General features: G+C 46.8%; 12 protein-coding genes and 5 tRNA genes. All 17 read right to left on the bottom strand.

The window, feature by feature from the left end:
* Positions 1-119: 119 nt before the first annotated feature.
* The 17 genes from rplL to hfq all read right to left on the bottom strand — a co-directional run bounded on the left by rplL (position 120) and on the right by hfq (position 10,667).
* Complete coding sequence (gene rplL / locus L8G48_RS04930; RefSeq protein ID WP_126783193.1) at positions 120-494, bottom strand: 50S ribosomal protein L7/L12; 375 nt, start codon at positions 492-494, stop codon at positions 120-122.
* 54 nt (positions 495-548) lie between these two features.
* Positions 549-1,067, bottom strand: a complete 519-nt coding sequence (gene rplJ / locus L8G48_RS04925) for a 50S ribosomal protein L10 (RefSeq protein ID WP_248263493.1) — start codon at positions 1,065-1,067, stop codon at positions 549-551.
* Between the two features lie 271 nt (positions 1,068-1,338).
* Complete coding sequence (gene rplA, locus L8G48_RS04920; protein WP_248263492.1) at positions 1,339-2,034, bottom strand: 50S ribosomal protein L1; 696 nt, start codon at positions 2,032-2,034, stop codon at positions 1,339-1,341.
* 3 nt (positions 2,035-2,037) lie between these two features.
* Entirely contained in the window at positions 2,038-2,466 is a 429-nt protein-coding gene (rplK, locus tag L8G48_RS04915; RefSeq protein ID WP_248263491.1) for a 50S ribosomal protein L11, read from the bottom strand.
* A 138-nt stretch (positions 2,467-2,604) separates the two neighbouring features.
* Positions 2,605-3,144 carry a transcription termination/antitermination protein NusG gene (nusG, locus tag L8G48_RS04910; protein WP_248263490.1) on the bottom strand — a complete coding sequence of 180 codons (540 nt, stop codon included), beginning with the start codon at positions 3,142-3,144 and terminating at the stop codon, positions 2,605-2,607.
* 2 nt (positions 3,145-3,146) lie between these two features.
* Entirely contained in the window at positions 3,147-3,527 is a 381-nt protein-coding gene (gene secE / locus L8G48_RS04905; RefSeq protein WP_248263489.1) for a preprotein translocase subunit SecE, read from the bottom strand.
* Positions 3,528-3,574: 47 nt separating this feature from the next.
* Positions 3,575-3,651: transfer RNA gene (locus L8G48_RS04900), tRNA-Trp, on the bottom strand.
* A gap of 150 nt (positions 3,652-3,801) precedes the next feature.
* Positions 3,802-4,986, bottom strand: coding sequence for an elongation factor Tu (tuf, locus tag L8G48_RS04895; RefSeq protein WP_248263488.1), 1,185 nt, complete (start codon positions 4,984-4,986; stop codon positions 3,802-3,804).
* Between the two features lie 83 nt (positions 4,987-5,069).
* Positions 5,070-5,145, bottom strand: a tRNA-Thr gene (locus tag L8G48_RS04890).
* A gap of 12 nt (positions 5,146-5,157) precedes the next feature.
* Positions 5,158-5,232 (bottom strand) — tRNA-Gly (locus L8G48_RS04885).
* Between the two features lie 45 nt (positions 5,233-5,277).
* A tRNA-Tyr gene (locus L8G48_RS04880) sits at positions 5,278-5,362 on the bottom strand.
* 19 nt (positions 5,363-5,381) lie between these two features.
* Positions 5,382-5,457 (bottom strand) — tRNA-Thr (locus L8G48_RS04875).
* Between the two features lie 150 nt (positions 5,458-5,607).
* A complete protein-coding gene (locus L8G48_RS04870; protein WP_248263487.1) occupies positions 5,608-6,906 on the bottom strand; it encodes an adenylosuccinate synthase in 1,299 nt (432 codons plus the stop codon).
* A gap of 102 nt (positions 6,907-7,008) precedes the next feature.
* Entirely contained in the window at positions 7,009-7,902 is an 894-nt protein-coding gene (hflC, locus tag L8G48_RS04865; RefSeq protein WP_248263486.1) for a protease modulator HflC, read from the bottom strand.
* Entirely contained in the window at positions 7,902-9,056 is a 1,155-nt protein-coding gene (gene hflK, locus L8G48_RS04860; RefSeq protein WP_248263485.1) for an FtsH protease activity modulator HflK, read from the bottom strand. The genes hflC and hflK overlap by 1 nt, the downstream gene beginning before the upstream one ends.
* A 39-nt stretch (positions 9,057-9,095) precedes the next feature.
* Positions 9,096-10,385: a ribosome rescue GTPase HflX gene (gene hflX, locus L8G48_RS04855; RefSeq protein WP_248263484.1), complete on the bottom strand. Its 1,290-nt coding sequence runs from the start codon at positions 10,383-10,385 to the stop codon at positions 9,096-9,098.
* A gap of 24 nt (positions 10,386-10,409) precedes the next feature.
* Positions 10,410-10,667 (bottom strand): RNA chaperone Hfq, encoded by a 258-nt coding sequence (hfq, locus tag L8G48_RS04850; RefSeq protein WP_248263483.1) that lies wholly within the window; start codon positions 10,665-10,667, stop codon positions 10,410-10,412.
* Positions 10,668-10,672 lie beyond the last annotated feature (5 nt).

The following is a 10,672-nucleotide window of genomic DNA, read 5'->3' as shown; positions in this document are numbered from 1 at the left end:
TTCGCTTATTCGTATCCAACCTCGGGCAAAATGATACAAGCGATACAGCGCAAAAGGGCTGGTGATTAATTAACCACCAGCCCAAGGCCTAAAAGGCCGTATGTCGTACAAAAGTGAAATTACTTAACTTCAACTTCCGCACCAGCTTCTTCAAGCTGCTTTTTCAGCTCTTCTGCTTCGTCTTTGCTTACACCTTCTTTAACTGCTACTGGTGCAGACTCAACCATAGCTTTAGCTTCTTTCAAGCCAAGGCCGGTTGCGCCGCGAACAGCTTTGATAGCGGAAACTTTGTTTGCGCCAGCTGCTTTCAGTACCACGTCAAATTCAGTTTGTTCTTCAGCTGCTGCTTCGCCGCCTGCTGCTGGAGCAGCTACTGCTACTGCTGCAGATGCGTCAACGCCGAATTTTTCTTCAGCTGCTTCGATCAATTCAACCAGTTCCATTACTGGCATTTCAGCGATCGCGTTTAAGATGTCGTCTTTAGTCAGAGCCATTACTCTAAACTCCTGGGTTTATAATTACAAAAAATGGTTAAAAAAACCAACGTATTATTTAGCGTCTTTAATTGCTGCCAACGTTCTAACAAACTTGCTAGGTACTTCGTTAACTGTCTTAACGAATTTGCTAACAGGTTCTTTGAAGGTGGCGAGCAATTTAGCCAATGCTTCGTCACGAGTCGGAAGTGAGGCAACTGCATCCAATTTTTCTGGACCCATCATGCCATTACCGATTGACAGAGCCGTCACTTGCAAGTTCTTGTTTTCTTTAGAGAAGTCTTGGAACAAACGAGCTGATGTGCCCGGTGCGTCCATTGAAAACCCGTAAACAAGAGGTCCTTTAAGTGCATCGCCCATGTCTTCAAACTGAGTACCCTCAAAAGCACGTTTTGCTAGTGTATTTCGCACAACTTTAACGAAAATACCCTGCTCGCGAGCTTTCTTGCGCAGTGCAGTCATATCGGCTACTTCGATGCCTCGATATTCAGCAACGGTGACGGCTAGCGCATTTGAAGCGACGTCGTTAACTTCTTTAACGATGGCTTTCTTTCCGGCTAAACCAATTGCCACTGATATCACCTCGTTTTCAATTTGGGACCGAAGCCCCTCGTTACAATTAGGTGGGATAAAACCCACCGCGTTGTCACGGTGATTCTCTACCCAGAGAGTCTGAGTCGGATATCACCATCTGCGTAGGAAATTAAGTGCCGCTACTCAATATTCTGAGATTTTCGCGGTACACCTACGGTCTTGGACGGGAGCCTTGTTTTGTTACGTTTTCGCAACGCCACGGCAGCTCCAACCCATAAACCATTACATTGTCCGTTCTAACTGTCGCAAATTAACCCGCTGCTACAGTTGCCTGGTCAATGCTAACACCCGCACCCATTGTCGTAGACAGGCTGATGCGTTTTAAATAAACACCTTTAGCCGATGAAGGCTTAGCCTTTTTAATGGCCGCCAACAGCGCTTCAAGGTTTTCTTTCAATTTATCGTTATCGAAATCTACGCGACCGATTGTTGCGTGAACAATACCATTTTTGTCATTACGATAGCGAACCTGACCAGCTTTTGCATTTTTAACGGCAGTTGCTACATCAGGAGTCACAGTACCAGTTTTCGGGTTAGGCATCAGGCCGCGCGGACCTAAGATTTGACCTAGTTGACCAACAACGCGCATTGCGTCGGGTGATGCGACAACGACGTCGAAGTTCATTTCACCTTTCTTAACCTGCTCTGCTAAGTCTTCCATACCAACGATATCCGCGCCCGCTTCCTTGGCTTTTTCTGCATTGTCACCTGAAGTGAATACAGCGACACGAACATCACGGCCGGTACCGTTTGGTAGTACAGTTGCACCACGAACGTTTTGGTCAGATTTACGAGCGTCAATGCCTAAGTTTAAGGCGACATCGACACTTTCGGTGAATTTCGCCGTTGCCAGCTCTTTCAATAGAGTTATAGCTTCATTCACATCGTAATCTCGGGCTTCAACTTTTTCTGCGATCAAACGAGCGCGTTTTGTTAATTTAGCCATTGATTAACCCTCCACGTTCAAGCCCATCGCGCGAGCAGAGCCGGCGATAGTGCGTACAGCTGCGTCCATGCTGGCAGCAGTCAAATCTGGTTCTTTTGTCTTCGCAATTTCTTCTAACTGCTCGCGAGTTACTGTACCAACTTTCTTGGTGTTTGGCTCGCCTGAACCACTTTTAATACCAGCCGCTTTCTTCAACAAGAAAGACGCAGGAGGCGTTTTAGTAATAAACGTGAATGAACGGTCTTCAAACACCGTAATTTCAACTGGAACCGGCGCGCCTTTTTCTAAGCTGTCGGTCTGTGCGTTGAATGCTTTACAGAATTCCATGATATTCACACCGTGCTGACCCAATGCAGGACCAACCGGCGGTGATGGGTTAGCTGAACCAGCAGCTACCTGTAATTTGATAATGGCCGATACTTTCTTCGCCATGATAATTACCTCTGTTGTGGGTTTAGCGCCTTGTAACTTTTCAGAGGAAAGTTACTCCAACGGCTTCCCGTTAAAAAAGGACACGAATTGTAATTGACTTCGCGCCATAGATCAATGATTGTCTTGCTGACTTTTCGATCAGGCTTTTTCTATCTGGCCAAATTCAAGTTCAACCGGGGTTGCGCGGCCGAAGATAGAAACCGATACAGTAACACGGTTCTTTTCGTAATCGACTTCTTCAACGGTACCGTTAAAGTCAGCAAAAGGTCCGTCGTTAACACGAACAACTTCACCAGGCTCAAACAAGGTTTTAGGTCTGGGCTTGTCTACAGAATCTTGTAAACGATCTAAGATAGCGTCAGCTTCTTTCTTCGAGATAGGTGTTGGCCGGTCGCTGCTGCCACCAATAAAGCCAAGTACACGAGGCACACTCTTGATTAAATGCCATGCGTCTTCATCCATGTCCATTTCGACCAGAACATAACCCGGGAAGAATTTGCGTTCGCTTTTGCGACGGACTCCGCCACGCATTTCGACAACTTCTTCTTTTGGCACCAGAATTTCACCGAATCTATCTTCCATGCTATGCATTTTAATATATTCTTTCAAAGATTCGGCAACCCGCGCCTCATAACCGGAAAAAGCTTGTACGACGTACCAACGTTTCTGTTCGCTCATAGTTAAAACTCCAGTCCGGTTAGGAAGCCAACGATGCGCACCAGGATGCCATCAAGGCCCCAAAGAATAAGTGCTACAACAACGGTCGCAATAACAACAATAAGCGTTGTCTGAGTCGCTTCCTGACGCGACGGCCAAACTACCTTTCGAACTTCGGTTCGGCTTTCTTTTGCAAACGACAGGAAAGTTCTTCCCTTAATGGTCGTACTGGCAAAGAAACCTGCTAAGGCAACTAAAATGACGACAGCAATTGCCCGGTATAAAACCGACAATTCTTCTGTGTAATAGTGATTACCGCCAATAGCAACAACTAAAAGGGCGATTGCGATTATCCATTTCAAACTGTTCAACGAACTGCTTTGCGTCTCGTTATTTGCGCTCATTCTTTAATCCTAGTTGCGACCGGTCTTCGCTTTGAATCAATAAAATCTGGCAGGGGCGGAGGGATTCGAACCCCCAACCGTCGGTTTTGGAGACCGCTGCTCTACCAATTGGAACTACGCCCCTAAATTATCCAACCTTGCAATTGGTGCAAGATTGGACGCGGTATTATACCTATTATGTTTTTTGACGCAAGCCTAGCAGGCGGCTATGTCCGCTATACCGCGCATAAAAAAGCCCGGCCGAAGCCAGGCTCTTAAAATCAATTCGACTGCTTTAGTCCATGATTTTTGATACAACGCCTGCACCTACGGTACGGCCACCCTCACGGATAGCGAAACGCAGACCTTCGTCCATTGCGATTGGAGCAATCAAATCTACAACGAATTTCAGGTTGTCGCCAGGCATAACCATTTCTACGCCTTCCGGCAATTCTACTGCGCCCGTTACGTCTGTTGTACGGAAATAGAACTGGGGACGATAGCCTTTAAAGAATGGCGTATGACGGCCACCTTCGTCTTTACCCAGTACGTAAACTTCCGCTTCGAACTTCGTATGCGGCGTGATTGTTTTTGGCTTCGCCAATACCTGTCCACGCTCTACGTCGTCACGCTTCGTGCCACGCAGCAACGCACCGATGTTCTCGCCGGCACGACCTTCGTCAAGCAGCTTACGGAACATCTCAACACCGGTAACGGTGGTCTTCGTCGTATCTTTCATACCAACGATTTCACACTCGTCGCCTGTACGCACGATACCGCGCTCTACACGACCCGTTACCACCGTACCACGACCTGAAATCGAGAATACGTCTTCTATTGGCATGATGAACGGCTTATCGATGTCACGCTCTGGCTCCGGAATGTAAGAATCCAGCGAGTCTGCAAGCTCGACAATTTTCTTCGCCCAGTCTTCGTCGCCTTCCAGCGCTTTCAGTGCTGAGCCCTGAACCACCGGCAGGTCGTCGCCCGGGAAGTCATATTCTGACAACAGCTCACGAACTTCCATTTCTACCAGCTCTAACAGCTCTTCATCGTCTACCATGTCACATTTGTTCATGAATACCACGATGTAAGGAACGCCGACCTGACGTGACAACAAGATGTGCTCACGTGTCTGTGGCATTGGGCCGTCGGTTGCTGCTACGACCAGAATAGCACCGTCCATCTGCGCCGCACCGGTGATCATGTTTTTAACATAGTCAGCGTGTCCCGGGCAGTCTACGTGCGCGTAGTGGCGGGTCGGCGTGTCATATTCAACGTGTGACGTTGAAATGGTGATACCACGCTCTTTCTCTTCCGGCGCGTTATCGATGGCTGCGAAGTCTTTCGCCGCACCACCATAAACTTTTGCCAAAACTGTTGTGATAGCAGCCGTCAGAGTTGTTTTACCGTGGTCAACGTGACCGATGGTGCCGACGTTTAAGTGCGGCTTCGAACGTTCAAATTTTTCTTTAGACATTGCAGCCTCTCTAATAAAATTCTTTCGGTGTGTTACCCAAGCGAAAAAGCATGACCGAGGTTTATTAGAGGCCTAAATTGAAATGGTGCTGATAGGCGGATTTGAACCGCCGACCTCACCCTTACCAAGGGTGCGCTCTACCAACTGAGCTATATCAGCACTGACGGAATTTGGAGCGGGTGGCGGGAATCGAACCCGCGTCATCAGCTTGGAAGGCTGAGGTAATAGCCACTATACGACACCCGCAAATTCACAATTTTGTGAGGCCACCTCAAAACCAGGGAAATTGCGTGGTGGAGGGGGCAGGATTCGAACCTGCGAAGGCTGAGCCGTCAGATTTACAGTCTGATCCCTTTGGCCACTCGGGAACCCCTCCCGCATTTTGCAATTAGAATTGGTGCCGGCACCAAGAGTCGAACTCGGGACCTACTGATTACAAGTCAGTTGCTCTACCAACTGAGCTATGCCGGCACCCCGGTTAGGTGGAGCGCATTCTATGGTACTAAATTTGATAGTGCAATAGGTGCGCGCATTTTTTTTAATTTTTTTGCTCTGACTGGTCAGTTTTTATCTATATCGAATAAAAACTGACCTTATTTTAGTAACATACACTATCGTCGCTTATTTCCCAAACGGGTGCCGCAAGATAATCGTTTCTTTACGATCAGGCCCGGTTGAAATGATATCTACCGGTACACCAGTTAATGCTTCGATACGAGCGATATAAGCCAAAGCTTGAGGTGGTAAATCATTGTGCTTTGATAGACCCACAGTGCTTTGCTGCCAGCCTGGCATCGTTTCGTAAATAGGCTCAACCAGTTGGTAATCTTCCGCTGATAGCGGAGGGTGCTCTATTACATTTCCGTCAGAAAGCTGATAACCGGTACAGATCTTTAATTCTTCAAGCCCGTCTAACACATCCAGTTTCGTTAAACAGAAGCCACTGATAGAATTAATTTGTACTGCTCGTCGCATAGCTACCGCGTCTATCCAGCCAGTGCGACGTTTACGCCCTGTGGTTGCACCAAACTCGTGACCTTTCTCACCTAAGTGCTGACCCACCTCACAATCGAGCTCGGTAGGGAATGGGCCACTGCCTACGCGGGTGGTATAGGCTTTCACAATACCTAATACGTAATCTATATAACGCGGCCCAAAACCGGCTCCGGTTGCAACGCCTCCGGCGGTCGTGTTTGAAGAAGTAACGTAGGGGTATGTGCCATGGTCGATATCCAACAGTGTGCCCTGAGCACCTTCAAACATAATTGAATCGGCATTTTTACGCGCTTTATCCAATAAAGCAGGCACGTCAGTTACCATTGGTTTTAATACTTGAGCAAACTCTTCACACTGTTTTAGTACAGTATCGAAATCTATGGCGTCAGCTTTGTAGTATTCCACTAAAAAGAAATTATGGTAATCAATCAGCTCTTTCAGTTTTTTAGCAAAGCGCTCCATATCAAATAAGTCACCAACGCGCAGACCCCGACGAGCCACTTTATCTTCATACGCAGGGCCAATACCACGCCCCGTTGTACCAATGGCCTCTTTACCGCGTGCACGTTCACGGGCCTGGTCAAGCGCAATATGGAAAGGCAGGATTAATGGGCAGGCTTTGCTAATTCTCAGGCGCTCAGCAACGGGTACATCACGTGCTTCCAGCATCGCCATTTCTTCCATCAGTGCTTCAGGCGATAGCACCACACCATTACCAATGATGCATTGAACATTTTTGCGCAAAATACCTGACGGAATTAAATGCAGAACGGTTTTTTCACCGTCAATAACCAATGTGTGCCCGGCATTATGACCTCCCTGATACCGCACGACCATTGTCGCTTTATCGGTTAACAGGTCAACAATTTTACCTTTGCCTTCATCACCCCATTGGGTGCCTAGAATTACAACGTTCTGACTCATGATTGCCCCGCATAAAAAAAATCGAAGCGATCTTACCTTTTATCGGGAGGTTTGTACATCGGAGGAAAGCGCCTGATGATCACATCAGACGCTCGATCTTAATTATTCTTCAATTTTTCCCATCATGTTTTGCAAGTAACGGAAAAAGTCACTGTTTGCATCCAGCACTAACATATCATTGCCGGTGCCAAAGGAACTGCTATAAGCTTCCATGCTACGAATGAATGCAAAGAATTCTGCGTCTTTTTGATACGCATCAGCGTAAATTTTCGCCGCTTTTGCATTACCTTCACCACGCAGTTCACGTGACTGACGCTTAGCATCAGCAAGCATTACCGTAATACGAGCATCAACATCAGCCCGGATGAACTCAGCTTGCTCGCGACCTTCAGAACGGTGCTCTGTTGCTACTGCGTTACGTTCTGCACGCATACGCTGGTAAATCGACTGACTGACTTCGTCTGGTAAGTTAATTTGCATAACACGAACATCGAGAACCTCAACACCTAAATCAGAGGCACTTTCTGAGCCCTGTATCAGAGCCTCGCGCATTAACTCATCACGCTCACCAGAGACAATATCTGAGATTGTGCGATTACCAAACTCACTGCGTAAGCCACTATTAATACGACGAGTCAGCAGTGCTTCAGCCTGCAGATAATTACCGCCGTTAGTACTTAGATAAAAACTTGAGAAATCGTTAATACGCCACATTACATAGGTATCAACAATCAAATCTTTCTTCTCACTAGTGATAAAACGATCAGGATCGCCGTCCAACGTCTGTAAACGAGCATCCAGTCTTTTCACTTGCTCTATAAAAGGAATCTTCAGGTGCAAGCCAGGTTCAAAGACCATTGCTTCACCGGTTTGTGCGTCCCGCTCTACTTTTCCGAACTGAATCAGGATAGCCCGTTCGCCTTCCTTAACCACATAAACAGAGGAAAGACCCAGAACGACCAGGACCACAACAATAATTGCGATTAGGTTTTTCATTAGTTTCGACCCCCACTGCGGTTACTGCTGCGCGTATTTTGCGACTGTGTTCCACTGTTTAAGGAATTGCCTGAAGCGTTTTCAGGAACACGCGCTGGAGAAAATGTATTCGTACTGCGACCTTGCTTTTCGAGAAGTTTTTCAAGTGGTAGATACATCATGTTATTACCACCGTCCACGTCAACCAGTACCTTAGGTGTTTTCGCATAAAGCTCCTGTAATGTATCCAGATAGATACGTTCACGTGTGACTTTCGGTGCATTTTGATACTGCGGCAGCAGTTCTTCGAAACGAGCAATTTCACCCTGGGCTTCCAGAATGATTTGTTCACGATAAGCTTGCGCTTCCTGCAGCATGCGGCGTACCTGACCGCGGGCCAAAGGCTCTACTTCGCGAGCATAAGCTTCAGCTTCACGAATAAAGCGTTCTTCATCTTCCTGTGCTGAAATAGCATCGTCAAATGCGTCTTTGACTGCTTCCGGAGGACGTGCTGGCAACAAGTTAATATCGACAATTTGCAAACCAACCGTGTAAGGATTCATTGTTTGTTCAAGCACTTCCAAAGTATTTGCTCTGACTTCTTCACGACCACGAGTCAACACTTCGTCCATGGTGGTGTGACCAACAACGTAACGTAAGGCACTGTCGGTCGCCCGCGACAATACGCCATCAGCGTTTTCTACGTTAAACAGATAAGAACGCGGGTCAACAACCCGATATTGAACGTCCAGTTCAACCCGAACCACGTTCTCATCCTGAGTCAGCATATAGCCATCGGTTGTATCCGAGCGAATATTATTGACGTCAACATCTTCTACCGAGTCAATAAACATCGGACGCCAGTGAAGTCCAGACTCAACTAAAGTATGGAACTGGCCAAAACGCAGAACAACGCCACGATCCGCTTCTTTTACTGTGTAGAAACCAGAAATGAACCAAACGATGATAGCAATAATCGCGATAATACCGACGCCTTTAGCCGGTATACCGGAGCTACCGCGAGAGCCGCCACCTTTTTTACCACCAAAACCGAATTTAGAAAGCAGTTTGCGAACTGCTTCATCGAGATCAGGCGGCCCTTGATCTTTGCCACCTTGATTTTTCCATGGGTCACGGTCATTATTATTACCGTTTCCCGGTTGATTCCAAGCCATTGAATGCTCCAAGTCTTTGATAAAACTGTTGCTAAAATATTATTGCTGGACGACCAAATCGTCCAGTTGATTGCCGTAGGCTTTATGTAAACGCTGCCAGTCTACCGATGACATGCGTACTTGCAATGCAAGTTCACCATTTTCATAAACATCTTCTGATGTTACGCAATCCCAGCGATATAATGTACCACGTAATTTACCCATTGAGTGCGGGATTTTCAGAGTCGACTCGACCATTTGAGGGCCAAGTATCTGCCTTAGAGCTTCCATCACTTCTTCTATACCACGACCTTGCTGGGCTGAAACCCAAACTCTTACTGGTGTTTGGTTGTCATCGTAGTCGATTCTCGGTTCAGCACCATCGACTTGATCTATTTTATTACAAATAGTCAATTGTGGTACTTCACCAGCGTCAATTTCTTCTAAAACCTCAGCAACCTGATCTATATTATTCTGCTGTTGGTCATCGCTGACATCAACCACATGCAATAATAAATCCGCTTCCTGGGTTTCTTGTAAGGTTGCCTTGAACGCTGCCACTAAATCGTGCGGTAAGTGACGGATAAAACCTACCGTATCGGCCAGTATAACGTCACCAATGTCTTCTACCGCTAGTTTGCGTAAGGTTGGATCCAGAGTAGCAAACAGCTGGTCTGCCGCATAAACATTGGCTTCAGTCAGAACATTAAATAGTGTTGATTTGCCCGCGTTGGTGTACCCAACCAGAGATACGGTGGGGATATCAGCTTTTTTACGAGCCCGACGTCCCTGCTCACGCTGCTTCCGGACTTTCTCCAGACGCTTTAAAATATTTTTAATTCGTCCGCGAATTAAGCGACGATCTGTCTCGAGCTGAGTTTCACCCGGTCCACGCAGACCAATACCACCTTTCTGTCTTTCCAGATGGGTCCAGCCTCGTACTAAGCGGGTGGATATATGTCGCAGTTGAGCTAATTCCACCTGCAATTTACCCTCATGAGTTCGGGCTCGCTGGGCAAAAATATCGAGAATCAAACCGGTACGGTCTAGCACCCGGCATTTACAAACAGCTTCCAGATTACGCTCTTGAGTTGGCGACAATGCGTGATTAAAAATAACAATGTTAGCGCCCAACAGCTTCACTTGTTCGGCAATTTCTTCTGCTTTACCACTACCCACAAAATATCGTGGAGTTGGGGAGCTGCGACTTGTCGTCATCACTCCCATGGTCTTTACGCCCGAAGAATCAGCTAAGAGTTGTAATTCTGAGAGATCTTCCCGATCAAGTTCTGCGGGCAAATCCACATGAACCAATATTGCGTTATCGCCACCTTCATACCTATCGAACAAGTTGCCCAGACCTCTCTTTAATCATTAATCTTCTAATTCAGCCATATCTTCGCCAGCTTGTTGCGGCAAATAATTTTGCGGGATACGCGCGGGTACAATTGTTGAAATTGCGTGCTTATAAACCATTTGGCTAACTGTGTTTTTTAATAAGACAACAAACTGGTCAAAAGACTCTATTTGTCCCTGCAATTTAATACCGTTAACTAAGTAAATAGATACTGGTATGCGCTCACGACGTAACGCATTTAAGAATGGGTCTTGTAAAGTTTGCCCCTTAGCCATCTTGG

The sequence above is a fragment of the Idiomarina aminovorans genome, from assembly GCF_023155095.1.
In the GTDB taxonomy this organism is placed as follows: domain Bacteria; phylum Pseudomonadota; class Gammaproteobacteria; order Enterobacterales; family Alteromonadaceae; genus Idiomarina; species Idiomarina aminovorans.
The sequence above is the reverse complement of the archived record's forward strand: the minus strand, read 5'-3'. Positions and strand labels throughout refer to the sequence as shown.

What these genes read in the sequence shown, in the direction of transcription:
- rplL (WP_126783193.1), bottom strand. Translation starts at nt 494, where the DNA reads ATGGCTCTGACTAAAGACGACATCTTAAACGCGATCGCTGAAATGCCA.
- rplA (WP_248263492.1), bottom strand. Translation starts at nt 2,034, where the DNA reads ATGGCTAAATTAACAAAACGCGCTCGTTTGATCGCAGAAAAAGTTGAA.
- rplK (WP_248263491.1), bottom strand. Translation starts at nt 2,466, where the DNA reads ATGGCGAAGAAAGTATCGGCCATTATCAAATTACAGGTAGCTGCTGGT.
- nusG (WP_248263490.1), bottom strand. Translation starts at nt 3,144, where the DNA reads ATGAGCGAACAGAAACGTTGGTACGTCGTACAAGCTTTTTCCGGTTAT.
- secE (WP_248263489.1), bottom strand. Translation starts at nt 3,527, where the DNA reads ATGAGCGCAAATAACGAGACGCAAAGCAGTTCGTTGAACAGTTTGAAA.
- tuf (WP_248263488.1), bottom strand. Translation starts at nt 4,986, where the DNA reads ATGTCTAAAGAAAAATTTGAACGTTCGAAGCCGCACTTAAACGTCGGC.
- L8G48_RS04870 (WP_248263487.1), bottom strand. Translation starts at nt 6,906, where the DNA reads ATGAGTCAGAACGTTGTAATTCTAGGCACCCAATGGGGTGATGAAGGC.
- hflC (WP_248263486.1), bottom strand. Translation starts at nt 7,902, where the DNA reads ATGAAAAACCTAATCGCAATTATTGTTGTGGTCCTGGTCGTTCTGGGT.
- hflK (WP_248263485.1), bottom strand. Translation starts at nt 9,056, where the DNA reads ATGGCTTGGAATCAACCGGGAAACGGTAATAATAATGACCGTGACCCA.
- hfq (WP_248263483.1), bottom strand. Translation starts at nt 10,667, where the DNA reads ATGGCTAAGGGGCAAACTTTACAAGACCCATTCTTAAATGCGTTACGT.